This window comes from Mesorhizobium sp. WSM4887 (assembly GCF_029625865.1).
Taxonomy (GTDB): Bacteria; Pseudomonadota; Alphaproteobacteria; order Rhizobiales; family Rhizobiaceae; genus Mesorhizobium.
This window is the reverse complement of record NZ_JARTVP010000001.1, coordinates 1,360,843-1,380,322: the sequence shown is the minus strand read 5'-3', so window position 1 is coordinate 1,380,322 and position 19,480 is coordinate 1,360,843. Positions and strand designations below refer to the sequence as shown.

The window sequence follows — 19,480 nt, the reverse complement described above, 5'->3', positions numbered from 1 at the left end:
TTCGATGAGCGAGGGACACTCCACCTACACACCGAAGACGGGTCTCGGACGCTGGTTCGACGCCCGTATGCCGCTTCCCCGGCTTGTCTATGACAGCTTCATTGCCTATCCGGTGCCGCGCAACCTCAACTACATGTGGACGTTCGGCGGCATCCTGTCGATCATGCTGGTATCGCAGATCCTCACCGGCATCGTGCTGGCCATGCACTACACGTCCGACACCACACTCGCCTTCGATTCGGTCGAGAAGATCATGCGCGACGTGAATTCGGGATGGCTGTTGCGCTATCTCCATTCCAACGGCGCCTCGTTCTTCTTCGTGGCCGTCTACATCCACATCTTCCGCGGGCTGTTCTACGGCTCCTACAAGGCGCCGCGCGAGCTGCTCTGGATCCTCGGCTGCATCATCTACCTCCTGATGATGGCGACCGGCTTCATGGGCTATGTGCTGCCATGGGGACAAATGAGCTTCTGGGGCGCCACCGTCATCACCGGCTTCTTCAGCGCAATCCCGCTGGTCGGCAACTGGATCCAGGAACTGCTGCTCGGCGGCTTCGCCGTCGACAATCCGACGCTGAACCGCTTCTTCGCCCTGCATTACCTGTTGCCGTTCATGATCGCCGGCGTCGTCGTGCTGCACGTCTGGGCGCTGCATGTCGTCGGCCAGTCGAACCCGACCGGCATCGAGGTCAAGTCGAAGACCGACACCGTCGCCTTCACGCCCTATGCGACCATCAAGGACGCGTTCGGCATGATCGTGTTCCTGTTCTTCTTCGCCTATTTCGTCTTCTACCTGCCGAACTACCTCGGCCATCCGGACAACTACACGGTCGCCAATCCGCTGAAGACCCCGGCCCACATCGTTCCGGAATGGTACTTCCTGCCGTTCTACGCGATCCTGCGCGCCATCACCTTCAACATCGGGCCGATCAACTCCAAGCTCGGCGGCGTGCTGTGCATGTTCGGCGCCATAGCCATGCTGTTCCTGGTGCCGTGGCTCGACACCTCCAAGGTCCGCTCGGCGGTCTACCGGCCCTGGTACAAACTGTTCTTCTGGCTGTTCGTGGCCGACGCCATCCTGCTCGGGTGGCTGGGCTCGCAGCCGGCGGAAGGCTCTTACGTATTCATGGCGCAGATGGCGACGCTGTTCTACTTCGCCTTCTTCCTGGTCGTCATGCCGGTGCTCGGCCTGATCGAGACACCGCGTCGGCTGCCGAACTCGATCACCGAGGCGGTGCTGGAAAAGAAGAACAAGGGAGCCGGCGGGCATCCGGCAGGCGCGGTCAGCGCGCCGGAAACCAAGGGCTGAGAATCTGAGGGGATTTGGCATGAAGAAGATTCTCACCTCGCTGGCGCTGCTTGGCCTGGTGGTCGCGGGCACCGCTGCCATCGCAGCCGAAGAGGAACACAACGCGGCGGCCCCGACGCATTTCCCGATCTACGAACCGAAGGAAATGAGCTGGAGCTTCGCCGGGCCGTTCGGCACCTACGACAAGGCCCAGCTGCAGCGCGGCCTGAAGGTCTACAAGGAAGTCTGCTCGGCCTGCCACTCGATGAACCTGGTGGCGTTCCGCACGCTGGAGGGCCTCGGCTATTCGGAAGCGCAGGTCAAGACGCTTGCCGCTGAGTACACCATCCATGACGGCCCGAACGATGCCGGCGACATGTTCGACCGCCCGGGCAAGCCGTCGGATCACTTCCCGTCGCCGTTCCCGAACGAACAGGCCGCCGCGTCCGCCAATGGCGGCGCCGCTCCGCCCGACATGTCGCTGCTCGCCAAGGCGCGCGGCGTCGAGCGCGGCTTTCCGCGTTTCATCTTCGACATTTTCACCCAGTATGCTCAGGGCGGCCCGGACTACATCCACTCGCTGCTCACCGGCTACGACCAGACGCCGCCGGCCGGCATGGTGATCCCCGAAGGCACGCACTACAATCCATACTTCCTGTCCGGCGTGTCGCTGAAGATGCCGAAACCGCTTTCGGACGGCCAGGTGACCTATGACGACGGCTCGCCGCAGACGGTCGACCAGTATTCGCGCGACGTGTCGGCGTTCCTGATGTGGGTCGCCGAGCCGCATCTCGAAGAGCGCAAGAAGACCGGCTTCCGCGTGCTGGTGTTCCTGCTGCTGTTCGGCGCGCTGGTCTACCTGACCAAGCGCAAGGTGTGGGCCGAAGTAGCGCACTGAACCGCGATCGGTCAGACACTTTCGAGGGGCGCCGCAAAGGCGCCCTTTTCAATTTCGGGACCGCTTTGATCCGGCCGTGTCACATGGCTGTCATTGCGCATCGCGATCCTGCGTTGGCTCACCTCAAAGGATCCTCATGAAAAGATTTGCGCCGCTTGCAGCCGTGGTGCTGCTTCTTGTCGCCTCCTCGGCAGTCCGCGCCGAGGACGCCCAGCCCTTCGTCACCAACAAGGACATCGACCTGACGATGATCCTGCCGCCGCCGCCGGCCAATGATTCGGCCGAGACCAAGGCAGAACTCGGCCAGGTGCTGACCCTGCAAGTGACGCGCACGCCCGAAATGGAAAAGCGCGCTATCGCCGATGCCGAAGAGGATGTCTGGCGCTTCGCCGATGTCATGGGACCGAAATTCAGCAAGGAGACGCTGCCGAAGTTCAGCGCCTTCTTCGACCGCGTGGTGGCGACCGAAGGCGCGGTCGTCGATCCGGCCAAGGACGTCTGGAAGCGGCCGCGTCCGCATCAGCTCAGTGATCTGGTCAAACCCGCGGTGAAGCTGTCGAATTCCGGTTCCTGGCCGTCGGGCCATGCGACGGTCGGCACCATGATGGGCATCATCCTGTCCGAAATGGTGCCGGAGAAGCGGGCCGAGATCATGGCCCGCGCGGCCGAATATGCCCATAACCGCGTGGTCGGCGGCATCCATTATCCGTCGGATGTCGAGATGGGCAAGATTTCCGGCAGCGTGATCGCCGCGGTCCTGCTCAGCCGGCCCGATTTCAAGGCCGAGTTCGAGGCGGCGCGGTCCGAGCTTCGGTCCGACCTCGGCATGTGAGCCGTCCGTCACCGACGTTTCTGCAAGGGCGCCATCAAGCGCCCTTTTTCCATTGCGGCGCCGGCACGGGAGCAAGGCAGGCGATGCCGATCCTTTGCCGGATGCGCTTGTCTCCCGGGCTCCATCGCGGTAGCCGTTGTTGGTTGCGTTGCGCCGGGCGCGTCGACGCCGTTATACCCGACAGCCGGACACGCGGAGCTCGTCTCATGAAACCCTCGCTCGAAGACACGCTGCTTGCGGCCATCCGCACCATTCCGGATTATCCCAAACCCGGCATCCTGTTTCGCGATATCACCACGCTGCTCGGCGACGCTCGCGCCTTTCGCCGCGCCATCGACGAGCTTGTGCATCCTTACGCCGGGCTGAAGATCGACAAGATCGCCGGCATCGAGGCGCGCGGCTTCATCCTGGGCGGCGCAGTGGCGCATCAGCTTTCGGCGGGTTTCGTCCCGATCCGCAAGAAGGGCAAGCTGCCTTACGAGACCGTGCGCGTCGCCTACAGCCTCGAATACGGTCTGGACGAGATGGAGATGCACAAGGACGGCGTCTCGCAAGGCGAGAAGGTGATCCTGGTCGACGATCTGATCGCCACCGGCGGCACGGCGGAGGCGGCCGTCAAGCTGCTCAGGCAGATCGGCGCCGACATCGTTGCCGCCTGCTTCGTCATCGACCTGCCGGATCTCGGCGGACGCCAGAAACTGGAAGCTCTCGGCGTGCCGGTAACGACGCTGATCGGCTTCGAGGGGCATTGATCAGTGTTGAATGGTGAATAGTGAGTCGTGAATAGGGAATGGTTCACTAGTCACCATTCACTATTCACCATTCGCTACTCCACCTTCACCAGCACCGCGCTGTCGAACTCGATAACCTTATCGCCGCTGGAGTCGAAACCTTCGGAACGCAGCGTGAGCAGGCTCCAGCCGGGGCGGCCGGCAAGGGGTCGATGGGCAAGCGCTGTGCGGGTGAAGGTCACGGTTTCGCCGGCATAGACCGGCTTCAGCCATTTGAGGTTGCGAAACCCGGGCGAGGGGCCGAATTCGGGCTGCGGGCCGGGACCGGTCCAACGCACGCCCTCGGTCTCCATGCGCTTTTCGAGGTTGTATTTCATCCAGGTGGCGGCGGTGTGCCAGCCGGAGGCGCAGAGACCGCCAAGCATGCTCTCCTTCGCCGCCTCCTCGTCGACATGGAAGATTTGCGGATCGTATTTCCTGGCGAACGCCTTGATCTCGTCGGCCTCGAATTTGTGCGCGCCGAGGGTGACGGTTTGGCCGATGAGGAAATACTCGTCCAGGGTCACGCGACGGCCCCGCGGGTCAGAAACATGCCGGTGTTCTCAAGCTCGAAGACGCATTCGCCACGCTGGTTGAACAGCTCGCTGCGCATGCTGACGAGGCCGATCTGCGGCCGCGACCTGGACTGGCGCTTGGAAAGCACGGTGACCTTGCCGGTGAGACGGTCACCGGCCAGAACCGGCTTCTTCCATTTGACATGCTCGATACCGGGTGAGCCTTGCGAGGTCGAATCGAGCAGGAAGGCATCGCACAGCATGCGCATGAACATCGCGCAAGTGTGCCAGCCCGAAGCCGAAAGGCCGCCCAGGATGCTGGCCTTGCCGGCCGCCTCGTCGAGATGCATCGGCTGGGCATCGAATTCGCTGGCAAACTCGATGATCTCGGCGGCGCTCACATTCTTGCTGCCGAGGTCGAGCGAGGCGCCCTCGACGAAATCTTCATAGGCCCAGGTCTTTCCGGTCATGTCGGCAATCCGGTTGACGAACGCGTGATCCCGAAGGTCGGGCATCCCGGATGGAGGCCCGAGCCAATTTGGTCAAGTCCTTTCTGGTGAGCCAGCCAGGCACTCAGGTGTTGAACTTGAACAGCATGATGTCGCCGTCCTGGACGACATACTCCTTGCCTTCGTCGCGCGCCTTGCCGGCTTCCTTGGCCGCCACTTCGCCGCCGAGCGTGACGAAGTCGTTGTAGGAGATCGTCTGGGCGCGGATGAAACCACGTTCGAAGTCGGTGTGAATGACGCCGGCAGCTTGCGGTGCCTTATCGCCCTTGTGGATCGTCCAGGCGCGCGTCTCCTTCGGCCCGACGGTGAAATAGGTGATCAGATGCAAGAGCTCGTAGCCGGCGCGGATCACCTTGTTGAGGCCCGGCTCGTCAAGGCCGATCGAGGCGAGGAACTCCATTTCCTCCTCGTCGGAAAGCTGGGCAACTTCCGCCTCGATCGCCGCCGAGATCACCACCGTGCCGGCGCCCTGCGCGGCGGCCATCTTCTCCACCGCCTTTGTATGCTCGTTTCCCGTGGCAGCGTCCGCCTCAGCGACGTTGCAGACATAGAGCACGGGATGCGATGTGAGCAGGTTCAGGCCCTGCAGGATGCGCAGATCCTCCGCCGCGATGCCATTGAGCAGGACGCGGGTCGGGCGACCTGCCTGCAGCAGTTCGAGCGCCGCCTCCATCATCGGCAGAACGGTCATTGCTTCCTTGTCCTTGCCGGCGGCGCGCTTGCGGACCTGCACGATGCGGCGCTCCAGGCTTTCGAGATCGGCGAGCATCAGCTCGGTCTCGACGGTCTCGGCGTCGGCGACCGGATCGATGCGGCCCTCGACATGGGTGATGTCGTCATCCTCGAAGCAGCGCAGCACATGCACGATGGCGTCGACCTCGCGGATGTTGGCGAGGAACTGGTTGCCCAGACCTTCGCCCTTGGAGGCGCCGCGCACCAGTCCGGCAATGTCGACGAAGGAGATGCGGGTTGGGATGATCTCCTTCGACTTGCCGATCGCGGCGATCTTCTGCAGCCGCGGGTCCGGAACCGCCACCTCGCCGGTGTTCGGCTCGATGGTGCAGAAAGGATAGTTGGCGGCCTGCGCGGCAGCCGTCCTGGTCAACGCGTTGAACAGCGTCGACTTGCCGACGTTGGGCAAGCCAACGATGCCACATTTGAAACCCATGTTCGTCCGGTCCTATCGGGAATTCGAGATTTGGTGAGGGCTATGGGCGAAAGCGCGGACGATCGTCAAGCCCTTGGCATGGTCGTTTCGACGCTCAGTCTTTTCCGAACAGCTTCTTCAGCATCGCGGCCATCGGCCCGCTCTCGGGAACCTTCGCCGGCGGCTGCTGCGGGCGGGCCTGGCGGATATGGCTCTGCTGTTTTGGCGCCTTGGGCGGAGGCCGATCGTCATCGCCGGTCGGCACGAGCTTCTCGCGCAGCGCCAGGGTGATGCGGTTCATGAAGGAGTTGTCGTCGCCCTTGGCCAGCAGTGCGGCGTCGCCGGCGATCGCGTCGAGCAACACGTCGAGCCATTCACGGTCGGCCTTGGCGAAATCGCCGAGCACATGGCCGTGCACCATCTCTTTGACGCCGGGATGGCCGACGCCGATGCGCACCCGGCGATAGGCATTGCCGACATGCTGGTCGAGCGATCGGATGCCGTTGTGGCCGCCGGAACCGCCGCCGACCTTGACCCTGAGCTTGCCGGAGGCAAGGTCGATCTCGTCGTAGAAGACGGTGAGGGCGGCGGCATCGAGTTTGTAGAAGCGCAACGCCTCGCCGACCGACTGGCCGGATAAATTCATGAAGGTCTGCGGCTTGATCAAAAGGATCTTCTCGCCGCCCAGGGCGCCCTCGGCGATCAGGCCCTGGAACTTCTTCGACCAGGGCGAAAAGGAATGGCGGCGGGCTATCGCGTCCGCCGCCATGAAGCCGACATTGTGCCGGTTGTTCTGATATTTCGCGCCCGGATTGCCGAGGCCTGCAAAGACAAGCATCGTCGTCTCCTGGCGCCGAGAGAATTACTTCTCTTCGGCCTCAGCGGCCTCAGCTTCCGGCGCCGCCGCTTCGGCAGTCTCCTCCGTCTCCGGCTTCATTGCCGCGGAGCCGGCAATGGTCGCGATGGTGAAGTCGCGATCGGAGATCACCGGCTTGACGCCGGCCGGCAGGGCAACCGCCGAAATGTGAATCGAGTCGCCGATTTCGGTGCCGGCGAGATCGACGGTGATGAATTCCGGGATCGCGTTGGCAGGGCAGTGGAACTCGACTTCGTGACGAACGATGTTGAGCACGCCGCCGCGCTTGATGCCGGGCGACTTGTCCTCATTGATGAAGTGGACGGGCACGTCGACATTGACCTCGGTGTCCTTGCCGATGCGCAGGAAGTCGACATGGACCGGGAAGTCCTTGACCGGATCGAGCTGAAAATCCTTCGGCAGGACCTGGATCTTCTTGCCGTCGACATCGATCGTAGCGATCGTGGTCAGAAACCCGCCGCCGTGGATCTTGTAGAAGATGTCCTTATAGTTGAGGGCGATCGCCAAGGGGGGCTGCTTGTCGCCGTAAATAACTGCAGGCACTTTGCCGTTGCGGCGAACTGCACGGGCGGACCCCTTACCGACCTGTTCGCGCGCTTCGGCCTTGAGCTCGTAAGCCTCGTGGCTCATGGCATTTCCTTTCGCGTGTTATGGAGCGTTCGCGGCGGGCAAGCCCATCCGTAAACGTCGAAAGCCGTCGCGGCCTTGCATGGTCGATCCAACGCTTTTGGCTGTCCAAACGCTTCGGGGATCATGCAGGCCTGGCCGGCCTTCCTCCGCGTTGCCTCCAAGGGTGTCTACGCGGGTGGCGGCTCTATAGCGGAAGGCGGGCAGGGGCGCAAGCCGTTGGACCGCAAGGTGTCGTAAGCACATGAGTTGTCCAGATTAGGTAGCACGAGTTGTCCGGTTTTATCGGCAGCCGGATGGAGGCTGCGCGATGATATCCAGTCGGGGAGGCATAGCCGACGCGTTGCTCCGCTGCAAAGTCGGATCTGGCGAGTTGCGCCGGGTCCCGCCCGCATGCGTCATGTAGCATCGGGCCGGTTTCAAACGTCCTTGGCAGGCAATCGAAGGACCGGAGATCGACATGAAACTACTGTTCAGCCGCAATCCCAATCCTCGCCTCGCGGTCGCGGCAGCGCGCTATCTGAAGGCCGATGTCGCCTTCGAATTCGCCTCGCCCATGGCACCGGGGCAGGCCGAGCGCTACCGCGCGCTTAACCCCAATTTGACCTTGCCTATCCTGGTCGGCCGGGGATGGAGCCTGTGGGAAGCCGATGCGATCGCATGCCGGCTCTCGCGCGACATGCATTCGGATTTCTGGCGCACCGGCGACGACGAGCCGCAGATGATCCGCTGGCTGAGCTGGGGCAAGGAGAATTTCGTCAGGGCCTGCGACATGGTGCATTTCGAGCGCGGCACGAAACAGCGCTGGGGACTGGGGCCGATCGACAAGGCATTGGTCGAGGAGGGGCTGAGGCAGTTCCACATGACGGCCGCCATCCTTGAAGCCGAGCTTTGCGGGCGCCAATGGCTGGTCGGCAATTCGGTTTGCTATGCCGACTTTCGTATGGCGACCTTTCTCGCGTTCAATGATGCCGCCCAGTTGCCTCTCGACGACTATCCGTCGCTCAGCCGCTGGTATCGGCGGATCGAGCATATCGATGCCTGGCGCGACCCGTTCCAGGGGCTGGATGCGCCGCCACTGCCGCCGGTCAGCAGAGAGGCCGTGCCGGGTTAAGCAAGGATTTTGAACGGCCCTTCTCGAAGGACCATCGTTGAGGTGCCTGCCAAGCCGCGGCGGAAATGGCCCCGGCGATGGGACGCGGGCCGTGGCCTGCACTAAGCAGACTTTGTCCAGCGTTTGGAGGTCAGGCACCATCAGCCGATTGGTCGCCGCTCAACGCATCGCGCAACGCCCGGACTTTTCGCGTGAGAGCATCGATCTCGGCCGAGGTCATGCCTGAACGCTCGACCAGCGTTTCGCCCAGACAGCTGCATTGCGTGAGCAGCGCCCGGCCTGCCGCGGTGAGATCAACCTGCACCTGCCGCTCATCGTCATGGCTGCGCTGGCGGGTCACCAGACCCGCCTGCTCCATGCGCTTGACCAGCGGCGTGACGGTGCTCGAATCCAGCGCCAGCCGGCGCGCTATGGTGCCGACCGACATGCCATCGGCCTCTCCAAGCGCATTGAGCACGAGATACTGGGGATACGTGATCCCCATCTCGTCGAGCATGGGCTTGTAGGTACGGTTGATCGCCATGCTCGTGGCGTAGAGCGCGAAACAGAGCTGATTGTCCAGGGGCAGAGGCATCGCGCCATGATCCTTTTGTCGACGTCGTGAGGCTCTTTAGCACAAAAAATCATATCGCGATACATATTATCGTGGACAAAAAGTCATTGTTGCGCTAGACATATCATTATCGCGATATCATTTATCGCGACATCTAAAATGGAGATTGAGATGACTGAAGCTTCACATGCGAAGGCCGGCTCGGGCAGCGGCACGATCACCACCAACGACGGCACGCAGATCTACTACAAGGATTGGGGCACCGGTCAGCCGGTCGTCTTCCACCATGGCTGGCCACTGAGCAGCGACGACTGGGATGCCCAGATGCTGTTCTTCCTCTCCAAGGGCTATCGGGTCATCGCCCATGACCGCCGCGGCCATGGCCGCTCCAGCCAGACTGACACCGGCAATGAGATGGACACCTACGCCGCCGATGTGACGGCGCTGGTTGCGCATCTCGACCTCAAGAACGCCATCCATGTCGGGCATTCGACCGGCGGTGGCGAAGTGGCGCGCTATGTCGCGCGGTACGGTTCCGGAGGCCGCGTCGCCAAGGCTGTGCTGATCGGCGCGGTGCCGCCGATCATGCTCAAGACCGATGCCAATCCCGACGGCTTGCCGATCGAAGTGTTCGACGGCTTTCGCTCGGCGCTGACGACGAACCGCGCCCAGTTCTTCCGCGACGTTCCGGCCGGCCCTTTCTACGGCTTCAACCGTCCGGGCGCTACGGTGTCCGAAGGTGTGGTCGACAATTGGTGGCGACAGGGCATGATGGGCGGCGCCAAGCCGCATTACGACTGCATCAAGGCGTTCTCGGAAACCGACTTCACCGAGGACCTGAAGAAGATCGACGTACCGGTGCTAGTCATGCATGGCGACGACGACCAGATCGTGCCGATCGCGGATTCGGCGCTGCTCGCGATCAAGCTGCTCAAGAAGGGCGAGCTCAAAGTCTACAAGGGCCTTCCGCACGGCATGGCGACGACCCATGCGGAGGTCATCAATGCCGACCTCCTGGCTTTCTTCCAGGCCTGAGTCCCAGCGCCAGAAAAGCACCCGCCATCGCGCGGATGCTTTGCTCTCTGGAGCTCGTCCGGAGTGGCCGGCTCAGGCTTTCCTGGCCTCCTTCATGTTCGGCAGGAACACGGTCAGCAGGCCGAGGAAGGGCAGGTACGAGCAGACGTGGTAGACGAAGTCGATGCCTTTCATGTCGGCGATGACGCCGAGCACGGCCGCAGCGATGCCGCCCATGCCGAAGGCGAAGCCGAAGAAGATGCCGGCGATCATGCCGACGCGGCCGGGAACCAGTTCCTGCGCGAAGACGACGATGTTGGAGAAGGCCGACGACAGGATCAGGCCGATCACAACGGTAAGCACCATCGTCCATTCCAAATTGGCGTAAGGCAGCGCCAGCGTGAAGGGCAGAACGCCGACGATCGAGAACCAGATCATCGCCTTCTGTCCGTAGCGGTCGCCGAACGGGCCGCCGAGCAGGATGCCAAGCGCCGAGGCGCCGAGGAACAGGAAGAGCATGACCTGCGACATCTGCACCGAAACGCCGAACTTATGGATGGCGTAGAAGGTGTAGTAGCTGGACAGCGAGGCGATATAGGCGTTCTTGCTCAACACCAGCAGCGTCAGCACCGCCAATGCCCCCATGACCTTTTTGCGTGGGAAGGGCGAGACGTGAGCCGCCGGCTTGCGGCTGGCCATCGAGGCGCGCAGCCGGCTGTACCAGCCGCCAACCTGCCACAGCACGACGATGCCGATCAGCGAGCCGACGGCGAACCAGGAAATGCTCGTCTGGCCGAAAGGCACGACGATGAAGGCGGCGAGCAGCGGGCCCATCGCCTGGCCGAAATTGCCGCCGACCTGGAACAGCGATTGCGCGAGACCGAAGCGGCCGCCCGAGGCGAAGCGGGCGATGCGCGAGGATTCCGGATGGAAGATCGCCGAGCCGATACCGATCAGCGAGGCGCCGATCAGGAGCAGCCAGTAATGGCCGGCATGCGCGAGCACCACCAGCCCGACCAGTGAGGAGGCCATGCCCCAAGGCAAGGAATAGGGCATCGGCCGCTTGTCGGTGATCATGCCGATCACAGGCTGCAGCAGCGAGGCCGTCACCTGGAAAGTGAACGTAAGAAGGCCGATCTGCCAGAAATCGAGACCGTAATTCTCTTTGAGCAGCGGATAGATCGCCGAAAGCAGCGACTGCATGATGTCGTTGACGCAGTGGCAGAAGCTCACCGCAAGAATGACGGTGAAGGCCGTCGCTTGCGCCGAGGTGTGGCTTGCCGGCGTTGGGGTGGCGACGGCGGTGGCGGTCGTATCGGTCAAGGCAATGCTCCGGGTCTTTTTGGCGGCGAACCGCAGCCAGCCAGCTTTATTGGCCGCTTGTCTTATAATCGGCTTGAATGGCGACTTCTTTCGTGGTTTGGTCCAATAGTTTCGCAAGTGGGCCACATCGAATGCCGCATGGCCGGGAAATCTTCAGGGGCGATGCCGCCGAGCTCGGCCGGCTGCATGAAAGCCGCTGGCAATGGTTGGAGCAGGCGGTCGGGCCGGCGGTCGCGCTGCCGACCGAATATCCCGACGGCTACCACGTGCCGCGGCACCGCCACAGCCGCAGCCAGTTGCTGCATGCGCTTGTCGGCGTCGTGCTGGTGACGACCAGGCACGGCCGCTGGATGGTGCCGCCCGACCATGCGATGTGGATACCGGCCGGCATCGAGCATTCGGTCGAGATGCTGGGCGACGTCTCGATGCGCTCGGTTTATGTGGTGCCGGATGCAATTCCCGGCCTGCCGGAGGGCTTACGTGTCGTCGGCATTACCGAGCTGATGCACAGCCTGATCGTGGAATCGGAGAAGCTGCCTCAGGGCGGCGAGCTCGAAGGACGCGCCGGGCTGATCATGGGGCTCTTGCTGCATGAGATACCGAACCTGCCGGAGCGGCCGCTCGGCCTGCCTCTTCCGTCGGATCCGAAGCTCGCGGCGCTCTGCCGGCGCTTTGTCGCGGCGCCCTCGCCACATGCGACGATCGACGAATGGGCGGATGCCGCTGGCATGAGCCGGCGCTCCTTCACACGCGCCTTCCACCGCCAGACCGGGCTGTCGCTTTCCACTTGGCGCCAGCAGGCCTGCCTGTTCGCGGCGCTGCCGAGGCTCGCCGACGGCGAACCCATCACCAGGGTGGCGCTCGATCTTGGCTATGACAGCGTGCCGGCGTTCATCACCATGTTCAAGCGCATGCTCGGCAGCTCGCCGCGCGGCTATATGCGCGGCGCGCGCGAGTCAGGCGAGGGGCCAAAGCGATCAAGCGGCCCGGTTCAAGCCAGCAGCGCCGCGGCTTAGTCGAACAGGCTTGAGACCGATTCTTCTGTCGCCGTGCGCGAGATCGCCTCGCCCATCAGGTCGGCGATCGAGATGACGCGGATGTTGGGTGCGTCGAGCACGGCCTGGCTCGGCTGGATGGAATCGGTGATCACCAGTTCCTGCAGTTTCGAGCCACTGATGCGGGCAACCGCGCCGCCCGAGAGCACGCCATGGGTGATGTAGGCAGTGACGCTGGTCGCGCCGTTGGCGAGCAAGGCATCGGCCGCGTTGCAGAGCGTGCCGCCGGAATCGACGATGTCGTCAATCAAGAGGCAATCCTTGCCGGCGACGGCGCCGATGATGTTCATCACCTCGGATTCGCCGGGCCGCTCGCGGCGCTTGTCGACGATGGCGAGCTGCGCATCGAAGCGTTTTGCAAGCGCGCGCGCCCGCACTACGCCGCCGATGTCGGGCGATACGACGACGACATTGCCGAGCTGCTTGTATTTCGCCTTCACGTCGCGGGCCATCACCGGCACCGAGAACAGATTGTCGGTCGGAATGTCGAAGAAGCCCTGGATCTGGCCGGCGTGGAGGTCGAGCGTCAGCACGCGATCGGCGCCGGCGCGGGTGATCATGTTGGCGACGAGCTTGGCCGAAATCGGCGTGCGGCCTGAGGCGCGGCGGTCCTGCCTGGCGTAGCCGAAATAGGGAATGACCGCCGTGATGCGCCTTGCCGAGGAGCGCATGAAGGCGTCCATCATGATGAGCAGCTCCATCAGATGGTCGTTGGTCGGATAGGAGGTCGACTGCAGGATGAAGACATCCTCGCCGCGCACGTTCTCCTGGATCTCGACGAAGATCTCCTGATCGGCGAAGCGCCTGACGCTGGCCTTCCCCAGCGGGATGTTGAGATAGCGAGCGACCGCTTCGGCCAGCACCCTGTTGGAATTGCCCGCAAAAAGCTTCATGCACCGTTCCTGGTGAAGGATGGAGAGACCGGACAGACTCTCATGAGCCTTTATGCCGGGCTTTTAGCGGCCCGCGCCGGTATTGCAAGCCTCGTGATCGGGAATCGTTCGACAAGGCGCAACAAAGGCCGGCTGGATCGCAAGCCGGCAACAGGTTGGTCGATCAACCGGCGCCGTCGCCGCCGAGCCACGCGGTGAACTGGTCGATCGTCTGGTCGGCGATGGCCTGCATGGTCGCCGGCGCTACTGCCGGCCAGCCTTCGCCACTGCCGACCGAGGCCGCTTTCTGCTGCCCATTGATGCGATGCAGGCGGTTGCCCGAAGGATCGTAGATGTCCCAGACATAGATGACTGTGGTCTCCTTGCCTTCGGACATCGTCGAAAAATATCCCTTCAGCACATGCGTCGCCGTCTGGTCGGTGCTGCCGACAAGGGTCACGCCGCGCTGCCTGGCGCGCGTCTGCAATTCCGCCGTCAAGGGTGCTGCGGCCTCCACCGAGGCGCCGACGATCGGCGCTACCTGCAGCCGGGTCTTGGCGATGGCGGCGGCCTGAGCCGGCGTGGCAGGCGTTGAAGCCGCCGCGGTCGCTGTGGGCGCGGGCGCGGTGGTCGTTGTTGGCGATGCGGTGGCCGACGTGCCCTGGGTGGCCGGCAGAGCCTGGGCCGAACCCGCCGGCGGCTTGACGGCAGAAGGATCGAGGACGTCCTTGGCGTTGGTGCAGGCGGCCAGCGCCAGCGCCGCAAGCAATGACACGGTCGTCACCTGCGATCGTCTCATTTGCCCGACAACTCCTTGGTGGCGAACGCCCCCGCGTGAACCAACCATTATGGATTCACTGCACGATCAAGTCGAGATCATGGCGCGAGAGCGGCTTCGGCGCCGATTCCGTGGTAAGATAGGTGCGGCCGAGCGTCATCGCCGTATCGGTTTCCGAATCCATGATGATCATATGCGCGAACAGCGTCATGCTGGGCGCGATCGGCTCCGGATTGCCCTGGTAGAACATCGGCATGTCCATCCAGGACGGCGTGAAGCGGGCGCCGAGCGAATAGCCGCAGGCGTTCAGCCGGTGCTTGGTCAGATTATGCGCCTCGAGCGTGCGGGCATGCGCGTCGAAGACGTCGCCGAAGGAATTGCCCGGCGTCATCGCCTTCTCGACTGCAAGCAGAGCCGCGCGGGCGGCATCGAACAGTTCCTGGTGGCGCTTCGAGATCTTCCCGGTCAAAACGGTGCGCATCATCGCCGCGTGATAGTGATGGAAGACGCCCGCCCATTCGAGCGTCAGCTGGTCGTTCTTGGTGAGCTTGCGGCGGCCGGCCTTGTAGCGGCAGAGCAGGGCATCCGCGCCGGAGCCGATGATGAATTCGTTGGCGGGATAGTCGCCGCCGCCGGCAAAAACTGCTCCTTGCATGGCGGCCAGGATCAGCGCCTCGTCGCCGCCCTGCTTGATCAGCGGCAGCGCGGCATCGAGCGCATCGTCAGCGAGGCTTGCGGCTTTTTCGGCCTTGGCGATCTCGGCCGGACTCTTGAAGAGACGCAGCCGGCCGACGATTCCGGAAGCATCGGCGATCTGGCCGAAGGTCTGCAACTGCTCGTCCACGCGACGGCCATTGTAGGCCGTGAGGCCGTGCGTGTCGTATTCCACGCCGATGCGGGCGCCAAGCAGATCGAGATCGTTGAGTAGGTTGCGCAGGTCGATCGCGGGATTGGCGCCATCACGATCGGTCCACAATACGATATTCTCGATGGTCGAGGTGTTTCGCGCCTGCCTCAAATCGGCCGAGCGGGTGAGCAGCACCATCGAGCCGTCGCCCTTCACCACCAGGCACTGGAAGAAGCAGAAGCCGAAAGTGTCGTAGCCGGTCAGCCAGTACATGCTCTCCTGCGCGAACAAAAGCACGGCGTCGAGCTTCTTCTCGGCCATCTCGATCAGCAGCCGGTCGCGCCGCGCGTCGAATTCCGAACGTTCGAAATGCAGCGCCATTTACTCTTTCTCCAGAACGATTGCCGAAACCTGCCGCCCGTAATCCGCTTCCTTGCGGTGGGTGGTGCGGCGGTAGGAATAGAAAAGGTGTTCTTCGGCGTAAGTGCAGCGGCCGAGCCCGTCGGCGGTCACGCCGGCCTTGCGCAACCGATCGACCGTATATTGGTTGAGGTCGAACATCGAGTGGCCAGGGTTCTGCGACGATCTGAAGTAGAGTTGATTGCCGGGGTCGGCCTCGACGAAGCGAGCGACGAATTCCGGTCCCACCTCGTAATTGTCGGGTCCGATGGAAGGGCCGAGCACGGCGACGATGCGATCGCGGCGGGCGCCGAGCCCTTCCATCGCGGCTACGGTGTTTTCGAGCACGCCGGTGAGGGCGCCTTTCCAGCCGGCATGGGCCGCGCCGATGACGCGCGCCTCCGCGTCGGCGAACAGCACCGGTCCGCAATCGGCCGTCGAGGCGCCGACAGCGATGCCCGGCCGGTCGGTGACGATGGCGTCTGCCTTGGGGCGAGCGCCGGCAAAAGGCTCCCTGGCAATGACGACATCGGGAGAATGGACCTGGTGCGCGGTGAGGAGATGATCCGCCGGCACGCCCATCCAGTAGGCAACGCGGCGACGGTTCTCGGCAACCAGCGTCTGATCATCGCCGGAGCCCGTGCCGATGTTGAGGCCTTGATAGATGCCGCCGGAGACGCCGCCGATGCGGGTGAAATAGCCGTGGCGTATGCCTGGCGCCTTCGCAAGCAGCGGCGAGCGTACTGGATCGGGTCTGGTCTGATTCAGCATGGAGGGGTTTGTTGTCCGCGTGGGCGATTTCGTCAAGGTGGAGTTCGGTTGGGGATGTGAGGCTCGGGCAAGTGGCAGGGTCAGCTTGCACGGGTTGCCCGCCGATGTCAGCCAGTTTTCGCGGCTGGCAGGATCTTCATCACCTTGAACAACTCGCCCATCGCATCGGGGCCGGCAAGGCGCTTGACCGCCTCGGAAATCGCCTGACGCGCGACATCATCGGCCCGGGCGCCCAGCGCGCCGGCGCGCTCGAGCAAGCCCATGCCGAGCAGGAATTCGCTCTGCGTGGTCAGTTCCGCCTGGAGGCCGTGCTCCCGGACGGCTGCAGCCAACGCGGCGAAATCGACGTGAGCGGTAAGATCGGCCCCGCCGGGATTGGCCAGCACGTCTTCGTGATCGTGCCTGCGCACAGCCTGCAATGTGTCGCCGAAGCCCGGCTCAAGATGGCCGTAGTCGATGAACAGCCCGGCGCCGCCATGGCCGGCGATAGGCTCGGCAATCGCTGCCATCAGCGCGGCGCGGGCCGGCGCCACCTCGACGATGGCGCCTTGCAGAGCATCGGCCGCGCCGGCCGGCAGCAGCGCCGGGTCGACGGAACCCGCGCCGGCGAAGAAATGAAGATTGTCTTGTTCGTCGAGCCCGACCATGCGCTCGCGCCAGCCGGCGCCGACATAGACGAACTGGCGGATCGGCACGGCGTCGAAGAGTTCATTGCCGACGATGAAGAGCGGCTGCTGCGGCAGCGTGTCGATGGTTTGGTGCCAGCTCAGGGCGGGGCTCTGGCCGGCGAGCGTCTCTTTCTGGATTTCGGCCAGGCGCGGACTGGTCTCGATCATGGCGAAGGAAGCCTTGGCGGCAAGCGCCGGATCGAGGCGGGACCAGGTGCGCAGCATGTCCTTCATCAGCGTGCCGCGACCGGGGCCGATTTCGGCGAAGGTGGCTGGCAGCGGACGCCCGCCGCCTTGCCAGGCCTGGTAGAGCCAGACGGCGACAAGCTCGCCGAACATCTGGCTGATCTCCGGCGCGGTGACGAAGTCGCCGGCGGCGCCGAAGGGCTCGCGCGTCGTATAATAGCCGTCCTCAGGGTCGAACAGGCAGAGCGCCATGTATTCGCTGACCGGGATCGGCCCCACCGCGCCGATCAGGCCGATGATGCGCTCCTTCAGCCTGGTCATGCCGGCTGCGTCTGCGTCGTCGGCTTTGCGGTGGCCATGGCCCAGATGCCGGCGAGCACCATCGGCGAGGACAGGACCATGCCCATGGTCAGCCAGTTGGTGCCGAGCAGATAACCGAGCTGCTGGTCAGGCTCGCGGAAGAACTCGACGAAGATGCGAGACAGGCCGTAGCCGCAGATGAAGGCGCCGCCGACGAAGCGCGGTGTCTTCAGCTTCAGCCGCGAGTGGGTGAGAAAGCGCAGCACCAGGAAGAGCACAAGACCTTCCAGCAGCGCCTCGTAGAGCTGGCTGGGATGCCGGGTGAACGGGCCGCCATTGGGGAATTCGATCGCCCAGGGCACGTCCGACGGACGGCCCCAGAGCTCCGAATTGATGAAATTGGCCACACGCACCAGCCCAAGGCCGACCGGCACGCCGGCCGAGACGACGTCAAACAGCGTCCAGGTATGAATGCCGCGCTTGAGCGAAAAGAGGGTCATGGCGAGGATCACGCCGAGCAGTCCGCCATGGAACGACATGCCGCCCTGCCAGACCGCCAAGGTGTCGAGCGGATGCGCGATATAGCGTGGAAGGTCGTAGAAGAGGACATAGCCGGTGCGCCCGCCGAGCACCACGCCGATCGCCGCCCAGACGATGAAATCGTCAAGATCCTCGGGCTTCATCGGCAGCTTGCCGTCCGGCCAAAGGCTGGCATTGCTGACCAGGCGCTTGGCGTACCACCAGGCGAACAGAATGCCGACGATGTAGCCGACGCCATACCAATGCACCGCCAGCGGCCCGATATGGACGATAACCGGGTCGATATTGGGGAAGGGCAGGGAGGCCAGCGGCAGCAGGAAATATTCGCTCAAACTGGGTCGCTCCGGTTGCGGTCGTCTATCGGGCGCGGACCATGCGGCAGGGTTTTGGCGGGGTCAAGGCACGCTTCGCTTGCAATCCGTGCCGCGCGCCACTACGTCAAAATAATCAAGCGAGGATTTGCCATGTCGACCGGAACGAACCGCATTCTCGATGAATTCGCCAAGCTGATGACCGATGCCGCGGGGGCAGCCCAAGGCGTCAGGCGCGAGATGGAGACGGCTTTCCGCAGCCAGGCCGAGCGCCTGCTCAACTCCATGGATGTGGTGAAACGCGAGGAGTTCGAGGCTGCGCGCGAGATGGCCGTCAAGGCAAGAGAAGACAACATCCAGCTTGCGGTGCGCGTCGAAGCGCTCGAGGCCAAGCTCGCCGAATTGACCGGGCAAGCCGCACCTGCGGCTGCGGCGAAGCCCAGATCAAAAAAATAATCGTAAACTTTTCCACAAAGCACGATCCGAAAAATCGCTTTGCCGTGAATCGCTTACCGGCATTGCATGAATCTTTTTGACAGCGCCTTTCCACATGCGAATGACGCAGTGCGAAAAATTGGGCTGTTCACGCGACTCCCGATCAATAGACTGAATTTGTTGCATGATTCGAAGCAGGGTCATGCGCCGGGCGGTGGGGTCCGGTTGGGGTCTTTGCGTTTGGAAAGTCCTGGCCGTCCGAGTTCTAGACAAGATTGTTCGTTGTGCGTGCCCTCTCTCGCGGAGCGTGTGGCGGCGCTCTCAGAACGACAGGAAGCATTCATGGAACTCCTCGAACTCGAATTCTCCCGCGAAATCCACCCGGTGGACGTCATCGAGCAGGTGGCCCACAACAATGACTGGTCCTTCGAACGCGCCGGCGACGACGAGATCTCGATTTCGGTGACAGGCAGCTGGACCGACTATCATGTCTCCTTCTCCTGGATGGAAGATTTCGAGGCGCTGCACCTGGCCTGCGCGTTCGACATCAAGGTGCCGGAAACGCGCGCGCTCGAAGTGATGCGGCTCCTGTCGCTGATCAACGAACAGATGCTGTTTGGCCATTTCGACCTGTGGGAGCAGGAGGGCGCGATCATGTTCCGGCAATCGCTGCTGCTTGCCGGCGGGGTCGAGCCGTCGAGCCAGCAGGTCGAGGTGCTTCTGTCATCGGCGTTAGAGGCCTGCGAATGCTATTTCCAGGCCTTCCAATTCGTCGTCTGGTCGGGTACGTCGGCCAAGGACGCGCTGTCCAGCGTGCTCTTTGAAACCCATGGAAGCGCCTGAGCGAAGCC

The 19,480-nt window shown here is 63.3% G+C and carries 22 protein-coding genes; 9 read left to right on the top strand and 13 right to left on the bottom strand.

The window, feature by feature from the left end:
* Positions 1–4 precede the first annotated feature (4 nt).
* From P9230_RS06635 to P9230_RS06620, 4 genes are all read left to right on the top strand, one after another.
* Entirely contained in the window at positions 5–1,309 is a 1,305-nt protein-coding gene (locus P9230_RS06635; protein ID WP_066994345.1) for a cytochrome b N-terminal domain-containing protein, read from the top strand.
* A gap of 19 nt (positions 1,310–1,328) precedes the next feature.
* Entirely contained in the window at positions 1,329–2,186 is an 858-nt protein-coding gene (locus P9230_RS06630) for a cytochrome c1 (RefSeq protein ID WP_278118000.1), read from the top strand.
* A 136-nt stretch (positions 2,187–2,322) separates the two neighbouring features.
* A complete protein-coding gene (locus tag P9230_RS06625; protein WP_278054533.1) occupies positions 2,323–3,018 on the top strand; it encodes a phosphatase PAP2 family protein in 696 nt (231 codons plus the stop codon).
* A 206-nt stretch (positions 3,019–3,224) separates the two neighbouring features.
* The gene (locus tag P9230_RS06620) at positions 3,225–3,770 is read left to right on the top strand and encodes an adenine phosphoribosyltransferase (RefSeq protein ID WP_278117998.1); all 546 of its coding nucleotides are present in this window, start codon (positions 3,225–3,227) and stop codon (positions 3,768–3,770) included.
* 74 nt (positions 3,771–3,844) lie between these two features.
* On the opposite strand, the gene P9230_RS06615 is transcribed toward P9230_RS06620, so the two are convergent.
* The 5 genes from P9230_RS06615 to P9230_RS06595 all read right to left on the bottom strand — a co-directional run bounded on the left by P9230_RS06615 (position 3,845) and on the right by P9230_RS06595 (position 7,466).
* Entirely contained in the window at positions 3,845–4,315 is a 471-nt protein-coding gene (locus tag P9230_RS06615) for a MaoC family dehydratase (RefSeq protein WP_067326553.1), read from the bottom strand.
* Positions 4,312–4,773 (bottom strand): MaoC family dehydratase, encoded by a 462-nt coding sequence (locus tag P9230_RS06610; protein WP_278117996.1) that lies wholly within the window; start codon positions 4,771–4,773, stop codon positions 4,312–4,314. Before P9230_RS06610 ends, P9230_RS06615 begins: the two co-directional genes overlap by 4 nt.
* Before the next feature lie 103 nt (positions 4,774–4,876).
* The gene (gene ychF, locus P9230_RS06605; RefSeq protein ID WP_095777301.1) at positions 4,877–5,980 is read right to left on the bottom strand and encodes a redox-regulated ATPase YchF; all 1,104 of its coding nucleotides are present in this window, start codon (positions 5,978–5,980) and stop codon (positions 4,877–4,879) included.
* Between the two features lie 94 nt (positions 5,981–6,074).
* Positions 6,075–6,797 (bottom strand): aminoacyl-tRNA hydrolase, encoded by a 723-nt coding sequence (pth, locus tag P9230_RS06600; RefSeq protein WP_278117994.1) that lies wholly within the window; start codon positions 6,795–6,797, stop codon positions 6,075–6,077.
* Positions 6,798–6,821: 24 nt separating this feature from the next.
* Positions 6,822–7,466 (bottom strand): 50S ribosomal protein L25/general stress protein Ctc, encoded by a 645-nt coding sequence (locus P9230_RS06595; RefSeq protein WP_066994365.1) that lies wholly within the window; start codon positions 7,464–7,466, stop codon positions 6,822–6,824.
* Positions 7,467–7,923: 457 nt separating this feature from the next.
* On the opposite strand from P9230_RS06595, the gene P9230_RS06590 reads away from it, so the two are divergent.
* Positions 7,924–8,577, top strand: a complete 654-nt coding sequence (locus tag P9230_RS06590; protein WP_278117992.1) for a glutathione S-transferase family protein — start codon at positions 7,924–7,926, stop codon at positions 8,575–8,577.
* A 130-nt stretch (positions 8,578–8,707) separates the two neighbouring features.
* On the opposite strand, the gene P9230_RS06585 is transcribed toward P9230_RS06590, so the two are convergent.
* Positions 8,708–9,151 (bottom strand): MarR family transcriptional regulator, encoded by a 444-nt coding sequence (locus P9230_RS06585; protein WP_278117990.1) that lies wholly within the window; start codon positions 9,149–9,151, stop codon positions 8,708–8,710.
* Positions 9,152–9,301: 150 nt separating this feature from the next.
* On the opposite strand from P9230_RS06585, the gene P9230_RS06580 reads away from it, so the two are divergent.
* On the top strand, positions 9,302–10,165 hold the full coding sequence (locus P9230_RS06580) for an alpha/beta hydrolase (protein ID WP_278117988.1): 864 nt from the start codon (positions 9,302–9,304) through the stop codon (positions 10,163–10,165).
* Positions 10,166–10,237: 72 nt separating this feature from the next.
* Here the strand turns inward: P9230_RS06580 and P9230_RS06575 are convergent, their stop codons facing one another.
* Positions 10,238–11,467, bottom strand: a complete 1,230-nt coding sequence (locus P9230_RS06575) for an MFS transporter (protein WP_278117987.1) — start codon at positions 11,465–11,467, stop codon at positions 10,238–10,240.
* A gap of 131 nt (positions 11,468–11,598) precedes the next feature.
* On the opposite strand from P9230_RS06575, the gene P9230_RS06570 reads away from it, so the two are divergent.
* Entirely contained in the window at positions 11,599–12,483 is an 885-nt protein-coding gene (locus P9230_RS06570; protein ID WP_095801665.1) for a helix-turn-helix transcriptional regulator, read from the top strand.
* Here the strand turns inward: P9230_RS06570 and P9230_RS06565 are convergent.
* The 6 genes from P9230_RS06565 to lgt all read right to left on the bottom strand — a co-directional run bounded on the left by P9230_RS06565 (position 12,480) and on the right by lgt (position 18,215).
* On the bottom strand, positions 12,480–13,415 hold the full coding sequence (locus tag P9230_RS06565) for a ribose-phosphate pyrophosphokinase (RefSeq protein ID WP_066994382.1): 936 nt from the start codon (positions 13,413–13,415) through the stop codon (positions 12,480–12,482). The two genes, P9230_RS06570 and P9230_RS06565, sit on opposite strands and share 4 nt — an antisense overlap.
* Before the next feature lie 163 nt (positions 13,416–13,578).
* The gene (locus P9230_RS06560; protein WP_095801664.1) at positions 13,579–14,193 is read right to left on the bottom strand and encodes a hypothetical protein; all 615 of its coding nucleotides are present in this window, start codon (positions 14,191–14,193) and stop codon (positions 13,579–13,581) included.
* 55 nt (positions 14,194–14,248) lie between these two features.
* Entirely contained in the window at positions 14,249–15,400 is a 1,152-nt protein-coding gene (locus tag P9230_RS06555) for a Xaa-Pro peptidase family protein (RefSeq protein WP_067326575.1), read from the bottom strand.
* Positions 15,401–16,189: a peptidoglycan editing factor PgeF gene (gene pgeF, locus P9230_RS06550; RefSeq protein WP_127245966.1), complete on the bottom strand. Its 789-nt coding sequence runs from the start codon at positions 16,187–16,189 to the stop codon at positions 15,401–15,403.
* Positions 16,190–16,296: 107 nt separating this feature from the next.
* Complete coding sequence (locus tag P9230_RS06545) at positions 16,297–17,364, bottom strand: class I SAM-dependent methyltransferase (protein WP_278117984.1); 1,068 nt, start codon at positions 17,362–17,364, stop codon at positions 16,297–16,299.
* Entirely contained in the window at positions 17,361–18,215 is an 855-nt protein-coding gene (gene lgt / locus P9230_RS06540; RefSeq protein WP_082953956.1) for a prolipoprotein diacylglyceryl transferase, read from the bottom strand. The genes P9230_RS06545 and lgt overlap by 4 nt, the downstream gene beginning before the upstream one ends.
* 132 nt (positions 18,216–18,347) lie before the next feature.
* Here lgt and P9230_RS06535 point away from each other — a divergent pair, with 132 nt between their 5' ends.
* Positions 18,348–18,650 carry an accessory factor UbiK family protein gene (locus P9230_RS06535; RefSeq protein ID WP_066994397.1) on the top strand — a complete coding sequence of 101 codons (303 nt, stop codon included), beginning with the start codon at positions 18,348–18,350 and terminating at the stop codon, positions 18,648–18,650.
* A 321-nt stretch (positions 18,651–18,971) separates the two neighbouring features.
* Positions 18,972–19,472, top strand: a complete 501-nt coding sequence (locus P9230_RS06530) for a YbjN domain-containing protein (RefSeq protein ID WP_066994911.1) — start codon at positions 18,972–18,974, stop codon at positions 19,470–19,472.
* Positions 19,473–19,480 lie beyond the last annotated feature (8 nt).